14 protein-coding genes are annotated in these 18468 nt (G+C 45.0%); 8 read left to right on the top strand and 6 right to left on the bottom strand.

Translation table 11 applies throughout. The annotated features are described in order from the left end of the window. Positions 1-2: 2 nt before the first annotated feature. Complete coding sequence (locus tag ORJ01_RS10005) at positions 3-374, bottom strand: VOC family protein (protein ID WP_226751967.1); 372 nt, start codon at positions 372-374, stop codon at positions 3-5. Positions 375-602: 228 nt separating this feature from the next. On the opposite strand from ORJ01_RS10005, the gene ORJ01_RS10000 reads away from it, so the two are divergent. The 3 genes from ORJ01_RS10000 to ORJ01_RS09990 all read left to right on the top strand — a co-directional run bounded on the left by ORJ01_RS10000 (position 603) and on the right by ORJ01_RS09990 (position 3894). Then, a complete protein-coding gene (locus ORJ01_RS10000; protein ID WP_306177891.1) occupies positions 603-1493 on the top strand; it encodes a hypothetical protein in 891 nt (296 codons plus the stop codon). Positions 1494-1612: 119 nt separating this feature from the next. Next, entirely contained in the window at positions 1613-2599 is a 987-nt protein-coding gene (locus ORJ01_RS09995) for an alpha/beta hydrolase (protein WP_306177890.1), read from the top strand. Positions 2600-2694: 95 nt separating this feature from the next. Beyond that, positions 2695-3894, top strand: coding sequence for an anhydro-N-acetylmuramic acid kinase (locus ORJ01_RS09990; RefSeq protein ID WP_306177889.1), 1200 nt, complete (start codon positions 2695-2697; stop codon positions 3892-3894). Positions 3895-3960: 66 nt separating this feature from the next. On the opposite strand, the gene ORJ01_RS09985 is transcribed toward ORJ01_RS09990, so the two are convergent. The 3 genes from ORJ01_RS09985 to ORJ01_RS09975 form a co-directional block, all read right to left on the bottom strand. Next, complete coding sequence (locus ORJ01_RS09985) at positions 3961-6735, bottom strand: tetratricopeptide repeat protein (protein ID WP_306177888.1); 2775 nt, start codon at positions 6733-6735, stop codon at positions 3961-3963. 84 nt (positions 6736-6819) lie between these two features. Then, positions 6820-7635: an exosortase-dependent surface protein XDP1 gene (gene xdp1, locus ORJ01_RS09980; protein WP_306177887.1), complete on the bottom strand. Its 816-nt coding sequence runs from the start codon at positions 7633-7635 to the stop codon at positions 6820-6822. A 505-nt stretch (positions 7636-8140) separates the two neighbouring features. Continuing rightward, on the bottom strand, positions 8141-9895 hold the full coding sequence (locus ORJ01_RS09975) for a S8 family peptidase (protein WP_306177886.1): 1755 nt from the start codon (positions 9893-9895) through the stop codon (positions 8141-8143). Between the two features lie 442 nt (positions 9896-10337). On the opposite strand from ORJ01_RS09975, the gene ORJ01_RS09970 reads away from it, so the two are divergent. After that, positions 10338-11174 (top strand): patatin-like phospholipase family protein, encoded by an 837-nt coding sequence (locus tag ORJ01_RS09970; protein ID WP_306177885.1) that lies wholly within the window; start codon positions 10338-10340, stop codon positions 11172-11174. Positions 11175-11479: 305 nt separating this feature from the next. Further along, complete coding sequence (locus tag ORJ01_RS09965; protein ID WP_306177884.1) at positions 11480-11998, top strand: hypothetical protein; 519 nt, start codon at positions 11480-11482, stop codon at positions 11996-11998. Positions 11999-12032: 34 nt separating this feature from the next. Here the strand turns inward: ORJ01_RS09965 and ORJ01_RS09960 are convergent, their stop codons facing one another. Both ORJ01_RS09960 and ORJ01_RS09955 read right to left on the bottom strand, forming a co-directional pair. Continuing rightward, the gene (locus ORJ01_RS09960; protein WP_306177883.1) at positions 12033-12686 is read right to left on the bottom strand and encodes a hypothetical protein; all 654 of its coding nucleotides are present in this window, start codon (positions 12684-12686) and stop codon (positions 12033-12035) included. Between the two features lie 144 nt (positions 12687-12830). After that, the gene (locus tag ORJ01_RS09955; RefSeq protein ID WP_226751977.1) at positions 12831-13325 is read right to left on the bottom strand and encodes a malate synthase; all 495 of its coding nucleotides are present in this window, start codon (positions 13323-13325) and stop codon (positions 12831-12833) included. 142 nt (positions 13326-13467) lie between these two features. Between ORJ01_RS09955 and ORJ01_RS09950 the strand changes: the two genes are divergently transcribed. From ORJ01_RS09950 to ORJ01_RS09940, 3 genes are all read left to right on the top strand, one after another. After that, complete coding sequence (locus ORJ01_RS09950) at positions 13468-14979, top strand: DUF3612 domain-containing protein (RefSeq protein WP_306177882.1); 1512 nt, start codon at positions 13468-13470, stop codon at positions 14977-14979. Between the two features lie 33 nt (positions 14980-15012). After that, positions 15013-16146: a polyphosphate kinase 2 gene (gene ppk2, locus ORJ01_RS09945; protein WP_306177881.1), complete on the top strand. Its 1134-nt coding sequence runs from the start codon at positions 15013-15015 to the stop codon at positions 16144-16146. 96 nt (positions 16147-16242) lie between these two features. Next, positions 16243-18312: a M13 family metallopeptidase gene (locus ORJ01_RS09940; RefSeq protein ID WP_306177880.1), complete on the top strand. Its 2070-nt coding sequence runs from the start codon at positions 16243-16245 to the stop codon at positions 18310-18312. Positions 18313-18468 lie beyond the last annotated feature (156 nt).

Genomic DNA, 18468 nt, shown 5'->3' with positions numbered 1-18468 from the left:
TATTACCCGAAATGACAGAAACACAGTTTATTACCATCAGTATCACGCACATAAGCACCGTAGAACTTGCCTGGGATGCGTTGGCCAGGTGCACCGTCACAGTGGGCGCCTAAGCTAATGGCTTTCTGATACAGCGCATCGACTTGCTCTTTTGAGCCCGGCGAAAAAGACACCATATTGCCATTACCTGGGTTTGGTGCTTCTTTATTGAATGGCACGCAAACACTTAGCATCGGTTGTGCCATGCTTTTGCCGAAGAAAACGATACGCTCCATATCCATCAAGGGTTTAGCGCCTAGCTCGCCAAGTAACTCGCCATAAAATGCTTTGGCTGCACTCAAATCACTAACGCCTAAAGTAATGTAACTGATCATGTTTAGCTCCAAATTTTCGTTAATGGGAATTCACTAAGCATCTTACGTTAAACTCCTTAAAATAGTGCACAGCTTATTTAATTAAATGCTTGCTAATGTATCTAAGACTTATCTTAACTCGCTAAGTATAGACGATGGCCATAATATTCTGCTGAGGTCGCTATAGCTGTAAGGCAGATCAGGCTATAGTGAGCAGTATTCGCCAAGGCGACTTGATAAGGACACACTATGCGTTTTTGGACTTCGTTAAGCCGGCTGCAACAACGGCTTGTTGCTTTGTTTTTGCTGCTCGCTCTTGCGGCTTTGCTCTATACTGGCAGCTTACAGCAGCAGTTAGTCAATCCAGTATTGGCGCCACTTGATCAACAAGCGCAGCAATTATTAAAACGAAGCCTGTTGTTAAGTAGTGCTTCTTTTGCCACCGCGCGTTTAATCGACCGCGGAATTGCGTTTGTATCAGAAGCGCAATTTAGTGTGGGTGTGGCCAGTATTAAACCCGGACAAATGCTAAAGCCGCTGCAGGATATGGCAGTACGTTATTCCGATTTAATGGTGTTGGCGATGACGTCGATTGGCTTGCAGTTATTTTTATTAGAGTTTGGCAAGCTCGCAGCGTTACCGTTATTTGGTAGTGGTGTTTTACTCAGTGCTGTTGTGCGTTTGTTTGGGCCGAGCAACTGGCGCGAGGCTGCAACCTATTTATTCAGGATCTTTTTAGCTTTGTTATTGTTGATCCGCCTCGGCGTGCCGATGGCCGCCGTGGGGGTAGCAAAGTTATCAGATTGGGTTATTGAACCACAACGTCAAGTTGTTGAGCTAGCGCTCACCACCGAAACCGCACCTTTGCAGCAAGTGGAGCAACCGCTAGGCGCACCCGATAGCGGTGCTTTGGCCTGGTTAAAACAATTAGCCGCCAATGCGAATGACCTATTTAATGCGGTGAAAAACTTCTCCGATGGTATGGTTGAAAAACTCATTCAACTGATCGTGTTATACAGTTTGCAAACCCTTATTTTTCCGCTGTTATCGTTATATTTATTGTGGCAGGCGGGCCGCTGGTTTGTTAGGCGTCCGCTACCGGCTTTTCGCCAAGCACTAGCGGCGCAACCACAAACTTAGAGGTATCATGCTATATCGACAACGTGCCTAATGCGCATCGTGGGCTGCTTTGCATTTTTTAGGCAATATCGGTTAATGTAAAAGCATGTTAAAAATGGATATACCGCAAAGGAGTTTGCATGTTAAAAGCGCATATTACACCTTACGCCAAAATGGCTTTGCTATTACTAGGGCTTAGTAGTTTAGTCGGTTGTGCGCAAGTGTTAGCTCAGCGTATTCATCAAAGCAAAAGTTACGCTGCCCCAGCCATTAAACCTGAAGTTATGCAGCGGTTAAATCCTAAGTTGCAACAGATCTGCGTTGGCAGTGAGCTTTGTATGCGTTATTGGCAAATACAGCCTGCGGCTGAACCTGCTGAGCAGTTAAAGTTCAGTATGAATGCCGAAGTCAATGCGGCGAAAAGTGTTTTAGCATTAGAGATTAATCGAGCCGACCTGATACCGCGCCAAGGTACCGTGTTATTGTTACATGGTTATCGTGGCAGTAAGGAATGGTTAGCATTAAGCGCGTTATATTTTCAGTATTTAGGCTTTGAAGTCTTGGTGCCTGATCTGCTGGGGCATGGCGAAAGTGATGGTGATGTTGCCTTTGGCGTAGCCGATGCTAAATTTTTACAACAGCTGACAGCAAAGCGCATAAGTGATGGCCCTTTACTTATTGTAGCGAACTCGATGGGCGCACTCAGTGCCGCTCATTTATTGGCAAGCAAACAAGAGGTTGCCGGCGTCATGTTACAAGCGCCGATGCAGTCTTTTGATATGGCTTTGCAAGGTTATGTTGCCATGAGTGAGCGTTGGTATCGCAAGGTTTTCTCAGAGCAGCAGCTCGTTGAGGCTGCTGAACTCGCCTTGGCTAAAGCCGGAGTTAGCGTGGCGCAAACCGATCTGCAACATTATAAAGCCCATTTCACCATGCCAACATTGATCTTAACGGCAGATAACGATTTAATTGCCCCTTACCAATTTTATGCTGGCTGGCAAGAGCCGCAATTTTATGTAAAGCAAGTTGCGGATCGTCATCATGCTTTGATGAGTGTGATAAGCCAGCAAGAACACGAATGGGTGCAACAATGGTTAGCGTTAATTCCTGCTACACAATTGCGTTAAACCAAAGGCTCGCGCTCGTGCCCAATCTTTTTCGTAAGCTTCGCACCATAGCCTTTCAGTGCGCTTATATTTAGCAGTTCTATAGCAGGTAAAGTATGCACAACCATATCAAAAAACTCTATCAGAGCGCGGCGAAAACAGAGCGGCGCATTATTGGTTTAATGAGTGGCACGTCATTAGATGGGTTAGATGTGGCGTTATGCCGTGTCAGTGGTGCAGGGCTTCAAACGAAATTAGTGTTAGAACAGCATACCACACTGAATTACCAAGACGATTATCGTGATCGAGTACGCGCGGTTTTTTCAAAACGAGATGTTGACCTGCAACATGTGACCTTACTCAACGCCTGGATCGGCCAACAACATGGTGAGATGGTAAAGCAGTGCTTGGCGCAGTGGCAATTAACGCCGCTTGATATTGATTTGATTGCCAGCCATGGCCAAACCATTTTTCATTGTCCTAAGCGGCAACATCAGGATCCACGTTGGGGCAATGGCACCTTACAAATTGGTGATGCTGATCATCTTGCGGTAACAACCGGCATTACTACCGTCAGTGATTTTCGGCAAAAGCACATTGCGGCTGGCGCAGAAGGTGCGCCTTTAGCGGTATATGGTGATTACTTACTGTTTAGCTCGGCTGCGGAAAACCGCATTATGCTCAATATCGGAGGTATTGCTAATTTAACCTGGTTACCTGCCAATTTACGGGCAACAGAAGTCTTTAGCAGTGACATCGGCCCAGGTAATACGCTGATGGACGCTTATATCCGGCAGCAACAGCCCTCGGTGCAATATGACGAAGGTGCGCATTTAGCTTATCAAGGGAAGGTGTCTGAACCCTTATTGAACGCGTTGCAACAAGCGCCATTCTTTGCTGCGGCTATGCCAAAAACAACCGGCCCTGAGTTATTTAATCTGGGTTATTTACACCAAGCTCAACAACGAAGTCACACCCTAAATTTAGCGGCTGTCGATGTCATGGCAACGTTAAATCGTTTCAGTGCCGACAGTATTATTAATGCGATCCGACACGCTATTCTGCCGAATAATTGTGTCATTTATGCCAGTGGCGGAGGCATTCATAACCCATTATTAATGCAACAATTAGCAGACGGGTTACCCGGTTTTCGTTTTGCGACCACCGCCGCGTTGACAATTCATCCCGATGCGAAAGAAGCCGTGTTATTTGCTTTATTAGCCAACGAATGTATCGCCGGAGGCGAGCAGCCCTTTGCCGACGCGGCAACCGGCTTTCCCAGTATTAGTATGGGCAAAATCAGTTTTGCCGATTAATAGCAAAACGGCAGCTGATGCTGTCGTTTCAGTGTTATGCGAGTGATATGGCTTAACTCAGGCTGGTTATTGCGTCAAACGCGCTAATAATGCAGCAACTCTCTCTCGTGTCGCGTCGTCAGTGGCATTTTGTCTTACCGCATCTATATAAGGTTTTGCCTCTGTAGCGCGCTGTAAACTCACTAGCGTTTCTGCGAGTAATAAATTGATTTCATTATTGCTGCTTTGTTGCGCATAAGCTTGATACAAGATCGCCAACGCTTGTTCTGCTTGCTGGTTTTGCAGCAAAGCTTTGGCATAGGTCGTTAAGATTAGCGGTTCATTGCGTCTTAACTGGTTTGCTTTTGCGGCATGTTGTAATGCCAATGCGGGATCGGAAGTAAATAAAGCATTTGCTAGATTATTTTGTAAAAACGCATCGTCAGTGAAAGAGCCAGCCGCTAAGAGTTGCTGATAGAGCGTGATAGCCTCAGGCCATTGTTGATGATTTATATGATGCTCGGCTAAGAGTCGCTTGACCCAAAAATCGTTAGGTTGCAACTGCAAGTGTTGTTGCGCCAGAGTGGTAAAGCGCTCATTGAATGTGGCTTGCCGGGATAACTCGTATGCCATACCCCATGCACGTTGAAAGCGCGGGTTTTGCTCAATACTTTTAAGGTAATTTTTAAAGGCTAATTCTGGGTTTTGCTGTTGCTCAGCTAACATACCCGCTAACAGATAATAGTCGGCGGAGCGCACTTGGCGTTGTGCTAGTTGTTGCAGGCGCTGTTCAGCTTGTTTTAACTGAGTAGTATCAAGTTGCAGGTTAATCAGCTCATAGTCATAAATGAGGTTGTCTGGCGCCAGTTTAATGGCCGTAGCAAAACTATTACTAGCATCTGCGTAGCGTTCAAGACGTTTTTGTAATAGGCCGAGTTCATAATAGTGGTTATCGTTCAAGTCAGCTAATTGAGCAAATTGGCTAACTTTTTCTTGCGCTTCGGTTATTTGGTTTAACGTAATCAGTGTATTGGCTTCAAGCAATAATAAATCTTTAGCCATAAACTCTCGCCTCAAGGAGCGTTGGATCAGGCCTAATGCTTCTTTTTGTTTGTTAACCGAAAAATAATGTGCCAATAACAGATTCAGACTGGGGCGGTGATGCTGCCGATTGACGATTTTTACTAAACGCTCAACAGCCTGTTCGCTGTTATTGGTTTGCAGTTCTACTTGCGCTTGCAATACTTGCAAGGTGTCGTTTTGTGGTTGCAGTTCAATTAACTGCTTAAGCAGCTTGGCTGCAGCAACAAAATCTCTTTGTAATATCAGTAAATTTGCTTGGGTTAATTGCCCAGGGAAAAAATCCGGTTTTGCTTGCAGTAGTTGCGTGAGTTGTTTGTCGGCTTCGGTTAAATCGCCCGAACTGACTAAGATACCGGCATAAATGTTGCGATAGGTTGGATCTTCGGGTTGCAGTGCCAACAGTTGTTGAGCGAAGTCTCGTGCGCGCGGAAAATCGTTCAAATCTTTCGCTAATAGAGTCTTACTTAACAATACTGATGGTTCGGCAGTAAAAGGGCTATCGCTTAAATAAGCTAATGCAGCAGCAGGGCCGAGTGTTTGTCGCTTAAGCTCTGCATCTAAAGCGGCCATTTCGGCATTGTCAGGGAAACGTGCCCGCATCTCAGTTAACATTTGTTGTGCAACATAAGGGCGTTGTTGTTTAATGGCCAACAGCGCATGTTGTAATTGCAGCGGCGCATAATCTTTAATATACGCTTTATTATCATCTAAAAATTTAACGGCTGTACCGACCAATTCGTTTCTAATGTAATAATTGGCAACGATATCTATGGCGTTTAAATCATTAGGTTTGAGTTGCAGATAATTGTTAAAATCTTCAATCGCTAAAAATTCATTATTATTTAAATAATGTAGTGTTGCACGCAAGAATAGCTTATCGGGTTCGGCTTTAAAGTACTCTGCTGGCATACCTATTAAATCGGCATGTAAGGTTTGTATGGATTCATTAACCGCTGTTTTATCCTGTAATGCCGTTACCATGGGCAAGGCAAAACGTAGATAAGCATCGTCTAATCCCATGCTAGACAGTTGCTCTAAGGCGTTTCTTGCATCACCTAGCTGCCCAGTTAAAAATTGCACCGTACTGATCGCTCTTAATAACAAAGGGTTGTTCGGGTCAAGCGCTAAACCTGTTTGATAATGAGCAATGGCCGCGGGGTAGCGCTTTTGAATAAACGCTAGATGGCCCAACTGAAGTAATGTTGCTGAATTGTTCGGCTCCAGTTGTAAGCTTTGTGCTAATAATTCGGCAGCGCGATCTTCAGCTTTTTCTGCCAGTGCTAACTCGGCTTGCGCATTTAATAAGTTAACATTTTGCGGAAAAAGTGTGGCAGCCGTTTTGAGGGTAGAACGGGCTTGCTCAAGATCGTTTGTTTGCAGGTCAAGTGAAGCGGAAACGAGTAGCCAATTAAATTTTTGCGGCTGCCGAAGCTCGCCATATTTTAGCATTTCTTGTAATTTGTTTTTTTGCCGTGACAATAAATACAAATAACTTAATTCATCACTGATTAAGTTAATGTCGGCACCGTCGGTTAGTGCGCCTTCAAAAACGTTTAACGCTTCTGCAAACAATTGCTGCTGCAGTAAAATTTGCCCATATAAAATTTGTGCCGCAAGGTTATCTGGCGTATCGCTGAGCACATTTCTAAGGTAAATAATGGCTGTTTTATTATCGCCTTGTTTGTGTAATTGCAAGGCGTTGTCGTAAGTGTATTTGCTGCTGTCAGCATAGGTTGTTATTGAGACGCAGAGTAACAGCCCAAAGAGAAAACGATACAAACTAAGATCCTTATTGCAATCAGCGAAAAATGGTTATAAACAATTATAATATACTATAACTAAAAAGGGGCCGAAGCCCCTTTTTTAACGCTGTGTACGGCGGCGATTTCGATACATAAGGCCAAAAATACCGGCAGCAAAGAGTGATAGGGTACCTGGCAGTGGCACATCTTGCGCATTATCTGGCGATGTTGGTAGGGCTGCTGATTTAGTGGTTATGCTGGCAAACTTCATCGCATCATTAAAACAGGTAATTTTACAACCGGCTCCATTAAACGCTGCATTATAAGCACCAATTAACCAGAATTTACCGCTTACGCCAACAATGCTTTCAGAAGAAACGATAGACGTTTTCTCAGCAAAGATATATGGCGAGCCAGAAAGAGTGTTGGTATAACTTGCGGTCTGAATAGCGCTGTTAGCAACTTGCTGCCAAGTTGGAGATGTATTAGCGAACGGATTGCTATTAAAAGCCCCCACTGACACGTCAGAGTCTCTACTATACCAAGCATTGGTTAAACTGAGTAATTCTACTGGGTTAGGAAATTCTAAGAGAATAAAATCAAAACCATTTTGGTTATCAACTGCGTGGCTAGGCGATCCACTATCTGTATTGTTCCACAATTGAACGCCGTAAGAAGAATCTAAACGTAGTTGTGAAGCTGCATTAACCAGTGAGTTTGCTTCGCTAAGAATTGAAGACCAGCCAGAAACTGATGCGGTTGTCCCCAAATTTGATGTTAGCGTGATTGTGTTTGCACCTGTAACGGTTGTTGTCGTTGCAGGTTTAAAACTCCATGTCTCTGTGGTGCTGGTGGCTGTAAAGGCCAGTACAGAGGTAGAGAGTAATGCAAAGGTACATAACACCCCAAAGGTGACTTTCTTAACTGCTGTTAGCATAATAAATAACTCTTAGAAGATAATATATTAAATTAAGCAAGAAACGATCCAGATTTTAAGTTGTTGATAGTTATAGCTTAGATTTTTAACTTTTAAAGTGACTGTAAAAATTATTGACGATTTTCATCAATGTCAGCCGGCAAATAAAACTGTTGCTGACACACTTTTTACAATAAAACGGTTATCAAACTCCTATTTTTAGAGTATTTGAAGTTATTCGCAACGCCCATTTGTCTGCAAGATAGTTAACATATAACCAGCCTTTCTTATATTCTGTAACATTTTTATTTTGGATACAATGTGTTAGGTTTGGATAGCAGGATAAGCTTACATTAAAGGGCCGATTACCGCTAACTGGATCATTTGTTATTTCACCATCAGTATTTTTACCCTCGCGCTAGCAAAAAACAGACTAGGTTAAATGTAAAGCTTGGCAACTCGCATGTTTCATGCAATGCAAGCTGCCAAACTGACGTTAAGTAACGTTATGCACGTTTACTAACACTTAAGGATTATAGCTCACATTCAACGTTACGCCACTAAAAGTACTATAGGCACGAATACTGATGTGCCACGTTGTCGCGGCGGGGTTGCTGATACTGCAGGTTTCATTGTTTCCCTGTAAATAGGGACGACAATCAAAGCTGCTGGTTGTTGGCCGCGCGCCGCGTCTGACGTACAGATCGGCATCTCCTGTTCCGCCAGCGATACTGGCAGTAAAATTCTGCATGCCGGCCGGTATGTTAATGGTGTAATGCAACCAGTTATTGCGACTAGCAGACAGATTGGGCAGCGTACTGCTACTGCCTGTGGCGCCTGATCCTGAGCCTGTTGCGGCAAGCACTGCGGCATTGGCATCAACTAAGCCGACACCACAACCTGAGCAGCTTGCAGGGAAACTACGGGCTGAGGTTTTCAGAATATCTTCAATTTGATCCGGGGTGGCGTTCGGTTTGGCTTGCTTGATTAACGCGGCGATACCGGCAACATGTGGTGCGGCCATCGATGTGCCTTGGCTGTACCCATAGCTGTCATTGGCGGGTGTCGTTGAACCGCTGTTGTAAGTAGATAATACGCCACTTGGATCATTGGAAGAAGACATCGCGCCACCCGGTGCAGCGACATCGACACTGCTGCCAGTATTAGAGTAATAAGCGCGTCCACCCTGGCGGTTAGTTGAAGCAACATTCACCACACCACTACAATTACCTGGGTTAAAATTATTGGCATTACCATTGTCATTGCCAGCGGCAACCACAATCACCGTACCGCGGCTGCGCGCTTGGTTAATGGCGCTTTGGGTGGTGCTATTACAGCTGCCAGAGCCACCCAAGCTCATGTTAATGACGCTGGCAGGGTTGGCATTGGCGGGTACGCCAGACACTGTGCCGCCTGATGCCCAGATAATGCCGTCTGCGATATCGGAGGTGTAGCCACCACACTTACCTAAGACTCTAACCGGCACCACTTTAGCGTTAAAGGCTACACCGGCAACGCCAGTATTGTTATTACTGACTGCGGCTACAGTGCCAGCAACATGGGTACCATGCCAACTGGACGCTCTAAACGACGTTGGTTGACCACCGCCACACTCGCCGACATTCGTCCAATCACCTGGATCGCGGGCATCGCTATCGCGGGCATTACCATCGTTACCAATAAAAGCATCAGAGATCATGTCATAGCCTGGTAAGAGGTTAGCATTTAAATCCACATGGGGCCGATAGCCGGTATCCAGTACTGCCACCACCACGCCTTGGCCTGTTGCCTTGTCCCACGCGGCTGGCGCACGGATGCCGCCGGTGTTTTCATAATAATGCCATTGGTTCGCATATTGGGTGTCATTCGGTGCTAGGGTGGGTTGCAGTAACATGTCTTCTTCGACCAGTTCTACATCATCATCTTGAGCCAATTGATGGAGTAATGTCTCCGTTTCAGCAACTGATAAACGGCGCTCGGCACTGAACACGGCATGTTTTTCTAAGGCCGTTTCGCGCACAAATTTTATTTTTTCCCCCGCGCGTTGACTAAAGCGCTCGGCTTTTGCTTTCATCCGTTCGGCTTTGCGTTGCTGAGCCATGGTGGCTGGTAGGCTCTGTAGCATGGTATCGGTGTTGGTTTCTTTATATTTGATGATCACGCGGGTAACAGGGCCAGTTGAAGTGTCGTTATCCTGATTTGCAATCGCTGCGGTGTTGAATAATGCACCGGGTAAACAAAGCACGGCTATTGCCGTTAATTTAAACTTCTGAGTAAGCATGGTATGACCTTTTTTATAATGTTGTTATTACCTGGATGTAAGGTGATGCGAAATGAATGACAACTTCGCAACACCGCTATTATTAATAGGACAAACTTGGCGTAGCTGTAAATCAGCAAAATCTGTATAAAATGAGCTGCTTATGTAGCCATAGCGGTATGAGGCCCCAAAAAAGGTCTTTTTTAAGCATAATAAAAAAAGGAACAAGTCATAAGCTACGCCTGCCCAATTGAAACTGTAAATATTTTGTAACAAGGGAATTTTATTCTAAATAGTTATAGATTTCTCATTTGGAGAGCAAATTGAATCTAAAGAAGACACAATTACAGCAACATCAACTAGTTATTTGGTATTAGCAGATAAAGAGTACTATGTCGATTTGCACTGGACAGCCTAGTCTAATGCGCCATACTCAACAGCATAGTGGTGAGGTTGAGCGTATATGCCTGATGAACATAAGAATGAAATTGTACCTATCCTCTCCGGCGGGGGAACCCGATTAAGTTGTCATATAGGCGTATTAAAAGCTTTAGCGGATATGCAGTTATATTATCGGCATCTGGTGGGGGTTTCCGGTGGCAGTGTGGTTGCTGCTTTTTGTGCCGCAGGTTGGTCGTTAGAGCGTATTGCGCAATTGGCATTAGATACCGATTTCCGGGTGTTTAAGGGGGTTTCTATTACCACCTTACTGCGCACCGGTGGGTTATGTAATGGCGATCGGTTTGAAGACTGGCTTGATCTGCAACTAGAGGGTCGTACCTTCGCTGATTTGGCGATTGATTTGCATGTGCTCGCTACGGATATCAGTGGCGGCGGGCCGGTCGTCTTTAATCGTCAGCTAACACCCGATCTTAAAGTAGCTAAAGCTATCCGCTTTTCGATGTCGATACCGATATTTTTTTCATTTAAACGTTATGGAGAGCATGTCCTTACCGATGGTGTGATCTTGTCAGAAGATGCCTTGCATCGCGATTGGTCTAGTCGGGGGATACCCTTAGTCAGTTTTCGCTTAAAAAGTGAAGCAGGCTATCGGCCCATTCAACAACGGCGCTTCTTACCCATCATCTCTTATTTACAGATGCTCATTCAAACCTTTATGAATGCGGTATCGCGAGAATATGTGCACGCTGAGTATTGGCACAACACGATAGTGGTCAATACCGGCGATATTTCTGCGGTCAATTTTGATTTAAGCATGTTACAAAAACAGCGCTTATATGAACAGGGCTATAGCACTGCGATGGCGATTGTACCGAAAAAACTTCCAAAATTGTTCTGAGCGAGCGGTTAAACAGCTCGATCAAAATGAAATTAAATTACATTTTTATTAATTTTCGTATTGCTTGAATAATGTGCAACCTAAATGTCACTTAGTTTTATTTGTTGTGCTATGCCTTTATTATATTGATTTAATTGGTTTATATTTTTCATGGTGAAGCGGTCTTTAGATTTTCTATTATAGATTAATTTAATTAATCTATTCATTCATTTCTTCTCGTTTGTCGAAACTTACAGGATCTTGTAACTTTATTACGTGCCCAGCAATAACGGCACATCAAATTAATTTTGCAGGAGAGACCAGACATGACTATTTCAACTCGTAAATTTATTACCCGTATGGCGGTGGTACTGTTGTCGTCAAGTCCATTACTCGCTTCTGCCGCGAGCACGGGCTACAAGATGGCTTTAATTGACAATGCACCTGGTGCTGAATATATTCAGGCAGGTCAGTATGACAAAGCCATTGCTTCCGCCCAAGCGCCGTCGCAGGCTGATGCTGAGTCGTTTTATGGCCAAGTTAGCCTATGTGTCGCTTATAGCCGGATGAACGAACTAGACTTAGCTGCCACAGCGTGTGACAACGCCGTATATCGTGCCGCAACCTTAAAAGCGGTTACGGGTTCAGCTAAACGTGAAATGCGCGCTTTAGCGTTAAACAACCGTGGTGTCATTAAGTTATTAGCCGGTGATAAAGTGGCGGCATTACAAGACTTTATGCTAGCAGTACGTTTAAACGATTCCGCTATAACAGCGGCTAACTTAGAGCGTTTAACCTTCAGTATCAATGAAGGTCAAGAAATCGCGATGCAAACGGCAGAATAACTTGAGTTTGCTACAAACAACGCCTGGCTTAGTGTCAGGCGTTTTTTTTGGGTGATGGCCAGCCGTATAAGAGTAAGAAGCTGGCATATTGCTGCGAAGTATTTTTTTGTAATAAAGTGGATTGCCCTTGTTCCTGCAGGCTAAGCAAACCCAGTGTCAGGTTTGCGGCTTTCTGTGCTGTCGCATCATTAAAGGTTAGCAGCGCCATACAAAGAGAGTCTGAACAATTAAGTTGCTGCAGCTGCCCCACCTGTGCTGCTTGGAGTCGTTGTTGTAGTCGTTTTTGGCGATCATAACTGCTGGTTTGTGTAATGTGTTGCTCTAGATCCCACATCGCCTCTTGTAACTGTTCGTTGCTCTGCGCCATAAACGCTTGGTTCAGTTCAATCGAAGTACTGCCGTCTGGTTGTTGCAGCACTTGGCGTAAATCGAACGGTTCAACAGTTCGTGTAAAATCGTTAGCCTCAGGTGTATCCGTTGTTTTATTTACCGTGTCAGGCAAAGCTTTAACAGTGCTTGCTAAAGCAGAATTGGGGATGGTTGTTCTATCCGTTGAGCTTGCGGTTGTTGGTGCAGGTGACTGATCTGGCATTGGCAGAGCCATATTTTTACCGACCCACTTTCCCACCTGAAAGGCACTGAATACAGCGATTAGTGCAAGCAATACCCAAAACAGTGATTTACGCATAGTCATCTCGCAAAGTTGCCAATTTGAAAAATAATTGTTTATTTATAGCTGTGTTGGCGGGTCTGGTCAATTTTTTGAATAGGTTGCCTGAAGCTAAAAACACGAAGCGCAGCAATTTGCTGCGCTTTTGGTCATGATGTGGCGTTAAATTTGATAAGTGCTACCATCTTTGGCGGTGAAGCTTTTATCACCACGGCAACGACAACTGACTTGCCGGCCGGTGATCATGCTGAACCAATGGCATACCGGATCGGTGGTTTGTAATTGAATGTCATCAACACCCGCTTGGTCACGCTGACCTTGGCTGCCACTTTTATTCAAAATCAATTCAACATGGCGACCTTGGTTTTGCAGCAACAACGACTCCGGTGCTTCACGATGCCCATTTAAGCCAATAAATTGTGCCGGATCGGCTAAGCCACTGGTACTGCCATCGACAAAAAAGGCCAATAACTGTTGGTAATATACGACATAGCTGGCTACTGCCTTGTGTGAACCGTGAGCCAAAGGAAAGGTTTTATCCAAAAAGCCTTTAGAGTAATCCATGATCTGTTTTACATGGCTGTCGTTCAGTTGCGTGATCATCGTAATATCGTGATCGATTTGTATCGACTGTGTTGAAGTGGCTAACGTCGTCATAATTATTTCCTCATCGGGTACGAAGTGTGGAGCCTCTGATAAGGCTTTTATTGCAGATAGTTTTGCTATCGCTTGAAAAACAGTCTAGATTAAATTTAAGCATAATTTCACAATAAAAATTTCACAGTGTAAATTTTACAAAATGAAAATAAATAAAAGCTTGATCCGTAAATCACATTTCTTGGGCACTAAAATTAGAAACCTGAGAAAACGCAATAACTTAACGATAGAAGATCTGTCGACACGTTGTGTGCGCGTTAATCCTGAATCAGCCCCATCGGTATCGTATTTATCGATGATCGAGCGTGGCAAGCGGGTGCCCAGTATCGAAATGCTCGAAGTTATCGCACAGGTTTTTCAAAAAGACTTAGATTGGTTTTTAGACGGTGAGGCTGAAGAGCAGGATTTAGTGCTGCCTAAAACTGCAAAAGGGGGTCTCAATGGTATGCCATTAGAGCCGAGCTTTTTATTCAGCCCCGATATTTTGCAAATTGCTATCCCGGAAATGTTGTCACAAACGGGCACCAGTGGTCGTCAGTTTGCGCAACTGTTGATTCGAGCGCATCAGGAGCATCATCAGAATCATTTTCCGGAATTAGAGCGTGCCGCCGAAGAGGTAGGGCAAAAACGTCTACCTTTATCGGTCGATGAGCTCATGGCGATTGTGCAGCAGTTAGGCTTGAAAATTCAGTGGTTTGATGAAGTGCCACGCGAACTCGTTGATGAGTTAGGTGTGAAATCTAATAATATTGGAACGTCGTTTTTTGTACCGCCCAATAGCTTACATTTAAACCGTATTTTGCAGCAGTGGCCTACTCGCTTAAAATATGAACTGGCGGTGCATATTGGCCATGCGGTTTTGCATAATAAAGATGGCGTTAAAAACGCGATGGCGGTAGGTGGGGCGCATGATGATGTGTTTGCCGATAGTAGCACTATGGCACCACAAGATATTTTGCATGCGTGGCGCGACTTTGAATCGAGCTTTTTTGCTGGCGCCTTGTTGTGCCCAAAGCAAGCGTTTCGGCAACTATTAGAGCGGCGCGGTTATGAAATTGCCAGTCATTTGCAAGCCGAGGTATCGGCTTCGGTGGCGATGCGGCGCATGACCGCGGTGTCACCTTATCCGCATTGGCATTACTTTGATGCCTACAGCCCTGGTAAATTAAAAGCCGTTTACCGTGGCAATGGTATCCCCTTGCCATGGGGTAATATGCGTCAAGTGGTGGATCCTTGTCAGCACTGGGCTGTGTTTCGCATGTTTGATGTAAAAGACAGTGGCAGCTCGGCGCAATTATCGCTGTTAGATGTGCAAGGTGAGCCACGGATCTATTGTTGCGAATCGACCAAGGTACAAGACTTAGCCGGCAATCAGCATGTGTTGTGTGCTGGCATTGATCTAAACCCCGCGCTTAACGCGCAAGGGCTGGATGCCGCGGCCTTAGCTCAAGATATGAAAGCGCGGTGTCAGCAATATGGTGGTGCGGCCGTGGTGCCGCAATCGATCCAGACCACATTAAAGCGAGTGGCAAACATTTTAAATATCAATTGGGTTAGCCGTAGCATGAGCAAGCCCGCACAGTTAATCTGTGCCAGAGGAGGTAGTTGCCCTCGCTCTCCAAGTTGCTATCAATGCCCTGCGCTCACGAAATAAAGCGCAACGTTATGCAGAAACAAAGGATTTAGCATGAGGAAAAAACCACAGATGGCCGCAACGCCACCCCCTAAAAAAGTACAACCAGATCCCACAGCCGCAGCCCAGCATGACGTGCTTGCCGAGCAAGTAGAACAACGGCTCAACGCCAGCCAACAAGCAAAAGCCGTGGTGATAGAAGATATTATTGCCGCGCAAGCTGCCGGTGATATGGACAAGTTGTCTGAGCATTTACTGGCAATGTTAGAAGGCGTCTCGCCGGACGATTTAGCTGAATTAAGCAAGGCCTTGAATCGCGGAGAATCAGTTTTAAGTGAAAAACGCCGCGAAAAAGCCGATACCGAATTAACCGCCAATTGGCGCGGAGGCGGTTATCCTTATGTGAATCGCTTAAATCGTAAAACCTATGAAAAGCAAAAATATCATTTACAAGTTGAATTACTGAAGTTGCAGCGCTGGGTGAAAGAAACCGGGCAGCGAGTAGTAATTTTATTTGAAGGGCGCGATGCAGCAGGCAAGGGCGGCGCCATTAAACGCTTTATGGAACATTTAAATCCACGTGGTGCACGTGTTGTGGCGTTAGATAAGCCCAGTGAAGCAGAACAAGGCCAGTGGTTTTTTCAACGTTATGTGGCTGAGTTGCCAACAAAGGGTGAAATCGTGTTGTTTGACCGCTCTTGGTATAACCGTGCGGGCGTTGAGCATGTTATGGGGTTTTGCAGCAATGATGAGTATCATGAATTTATGATACAAGCGCCCGAGTTCGAACGGCATTTAGTGCGCAGTGGTATTCATTTAATAAAGTTATGGTTTTCGGTCAGTCAGGACGAGCAACGACGCCGTTTTACCGAGCGTGAAGCGCATCCGCTTAAACAGTGGAAACTGAGCCCAGTCGATCTTGCCTCGTTAGACAAATGGCATGAGTACACCCATGCAAAAGAAGCCATGTTTGCTAATACTGACACGTCCTACGCCCCTTGGTCAGTTATTAAGTCAGATTGTAAAAAACGGGCACGGCTTAATGCGTTGCGTTATGTATTGCAATGCTTGCCGTATCATAATCGCAATGCCGAAGTGGCTTGTGCGCCTGATCCGCTATTAGTGGGGCGGGCCAGTGTGATTTTCGAACTGGGAGAGCATGCGATGTCGACTGAGCCATCGGTTTAATACCTTGTTACAACTTAGTCATTGGCGCAAATTGGCAACACTGAACATAGCGCGTAAGATGATGCGCACAACCTCCAAGTAGAACAGGATATAAGAATGAAAAAATATACACTCGTTGCTGGCGCGGTGGCGCTAGCATTAGGTTTAACGGCTTGTAGTAAACAACCGACAACGCCAGAAACAACGACACAAAGCCAAGTTGCCGCAGCACCTTTGGTGTCTGGTATTGATCAACAAAACTTTGATGAAAACGTTGCTTTTAGCCAAGACTTCTTTTTAGCGGTTAATGGTAAATGGTTAGCCGAAACCCCGATCCCTGCCGATAAAGCAACTTATGGTTCTTTTCACGTATTAGCCGATCGCTCACAACAAGCGGTCAAAGATATTATCGATCAAGTTGCAGCGAAAACCGATTTAGTTGCTGGCTCTGATGAGCAAAAACTGGGCAGTTTTTACAATAGCTTTATGAATGAAAGCGTGATTGAGGAATTAGGTTTGTCCCCCTTAACTCCGCAATTAGAGGCGATTAAAGGGTTAACAGACAAAGCGCAGTTAGCTGAATTATTTGCGAGTTTACAGCGTGATGGCGTCAGTATTCCTTTTGGTTGGTTTATCAATAATGATGCAAAAAACTCTACCGAATATGCGGTTTATCTCAATCAAGGTGGTTTAGGTTTACCGGATCGTGATTACTATTTTAAAGACGATGAAGCTTCGCTGACGATCATTAATCAATATCAAACCTATTTAACCGATATGTTTGCTCTTGCAGGCGCACCGGATGCAAAAGCGGCGGCGATGCGGGTATACAACCTAGAAAAAGCATTGGCGGAACATCACTGGACACGTTTAGATAATCGCAATGCTGACAAAACTTACAACAAAATTGCCGTCAGTGAATTAGACAGCTTAGTGGGCAGCTTTGATTGGCAGGCCTATGCCAAGGCCATGCAGTTAAACAACGTGGATGACCTGATTGTGCGTCAGCCGTCTTACTTTGCTGGATTAGCTAAAGTGATTGCTGAAACAGATCTGCAAAGCTGGCAAGATTATTTAACCAGCAAAACGATTAATGGCTTTGCTGACAAACTCAGTAGCAACTTTGCTGATCGCCGTTTTGAGTTCTATGGCAAAACCTTAAGTGGTATTCAAGAACAACAGCCACGCTGGAAACGTGCGGTAGACGCGGCTGATCAGGTTTTAGGTGAGTTAACCGGTAAGTTGTATGTTGAACAGCATTTCAGCCCAGAAGCCAAAGCGCGGATGGAACAGCTGGTGGCCAATGTCATTAAAGCCTATGAGGTCTCCATCAAAAACCTGGAGTGGATGGGCGAAGAAACCAAAGTTGCTGCGCTGGATAAACTGAGCAAATTCACACCGAAGATTGGTTACCCAAACAAGTGGAAAGATTATTCCACCTTAGAGATCAAAGCGGATGATTTAGTGGGTAACTTTGTTAGAGCCAGTCATTGGGCTTATGCAGAGATGACCAGTAAGTTAGGCCAGCCTATCGATAAAGACGAATGGTTTATGACGCCGCAAACTGTTAATGCCTACTACAACCCTGTGAACAACGAAATTGTATTCCCAGCGGCTATTTTACAGCCGCCATTTTTCAATATGGCAGCGGATGACGCCGTCAACTATGGTGGTATCGGTGCGGTGATTGGTCACGAAATTGGTCATGGTTTTGACGACCAAGGCGCAAAATACGATGGCGACGGTAACTTACGTAACTGGTGGACTGAACAAGATAAAGCACAATTTCAAGCACGGGGTGCTAAGTTGATTGGTCAGTACAACAACTTTGAACCTTTACCCGGTGTCAATGTGAACGGTGCTGTGGCTTTAGGCGAAAACATCGGTGACTTAGGCGGCATGACTGTTGCGTTAAAAGCGTATCAGTTGTCATTAGCGGGTAAAGACGCGCCAGTATTAGATGGCTTTACCGGTGAACAACGCTTTTTTATTAGCTGGGCGCAGGTATGGCGTACTAAGTTCCGTGAAGAGGCGTTACGTCGGCAATTAAGCACCGGCCCGCATTCACCTGCGCATTATCGGGTAATTGGTGTATTGCCGAATATGCCTGAGTTTTATACGGCATTTGATATTAAAGAAGGCGATGCGATGTATCTGCCAGAAGCGCAACGCGTAAAAATTTGGTAACCACACGCGCTTAAGCAAAGTCAGCATACTTCTGCTACACTGCGGCTGCGACCTGTTTGATCTTTGCAAGAGGCAAGGTATGACAGGCGCAGCTTTTTAGTATGTTTGGTCGGACCACTATAAATAAAATGAGTATGACTGACCCTTTGTATTCAG

Origin of the sequence: Alishewanella sp. SMS8, from assembly GCF_030737935.1 — a bacterium.
GTDB lineage: Bacteria > Pseudomonadota > Gammaproteobacteria > Enterobacterales > Alteromonadaceae > Alishewanella > Alishewanella maricola.
This window is presented reverse-complemented; position numbering and strand designations above follow the sequence as displayed.

Bases quoted from the DNA above. Each gene is read 5' to 3' on its own strand.
- ORJ01_RS09960 (WP_306177883.1), bottom strand. From the start codon at position 12,686: ATGCGTAAATCACTGTTTTGGGTATTGCTTGCACTAATCGCTGTATTC.
- ORJ01_RS09990 (WP_306177889.1), top strand. From the start codon at position 2,695: ATGCACAACCATATCAAAAAACTCTATCAGAGCGCGGCGAAAACAGAG.
- ORJ01_RS09975 (WP_306177886.1), bottom strand. From the start codon at position 9,895: ATGCTTACTCAGAAGTTTAAATTAACGGCAATAGCCGTGCTTTGTTTA.
- ppk2 (WP_306177881.1), top strand. From the start codon at position 15,013: ATGAGGAAAAAACCACAGATGGCCGCAACGCCACCCCCTAAAAAAGTA.
- ORJ01_RS09995 (WP_306177890.1), top strand. From the start codon at position 1,613: ATGTTAAAAGCGCATATTACACCTTACGCCAAAATGGCTTTGCTATTA.
- xdp1 (WP_306177887.1), bottom strand. From the start codon at position 7,635: ATGCTAACAGCAGTTAAGAAAGTCACCTTTGGGGTGTTATGTACCTTT.
- ORJ01_RS10000 (WP_306177891.1), top strand. From the start codon at position 603: ATGCGTTTTTGGACTTCGTTAAGCCGGCTGCAACAACGGCTTGTTGCT.
- ORJ01_RS09940 (WP_306177880.1), top strand. From the start codon at position 16,243: ATGAAAAAATATACACTCGTTGCTGGCGCGGTGGCGCTAGCATTAGGT.
- ORJ01_RS09955 (WP_226751977.1), bottom strand. From the start codon at position 13,325: ATGACGACGTTAGCCACTTCAACACAGTCGATACAAATCGATCACGAT.
- ORJ01_RS10005 (WP_226751967.1), bottom strand. From the start codon at position 374: ATGATCAGTTACATTACTTTAGGCGTTAGTGATTTGAGTGCAGCCAAA.
- ORJ01_RS09970 (WP_306177885.1), top strand. From the start codon at position 10,338: ATGCCTGATGAACATAAGAATGAAATTGTACCTATCCTCTCCGGCGGG.
- ORJ01_RS09950 (WP_306177882.1), top strand. From the start codon at position 13,468: ATGAAAATAAATAAAAGCTTGATCCGTAAATCACATTTCTTGGGCACT.
- ORJ01_RS09965 (WP_306177884.1), top strand. From the start codon at position 11,480: ATGACTATTTCAACTCGTAAATTTATTACCCGTATGGCGGTGGTACTG.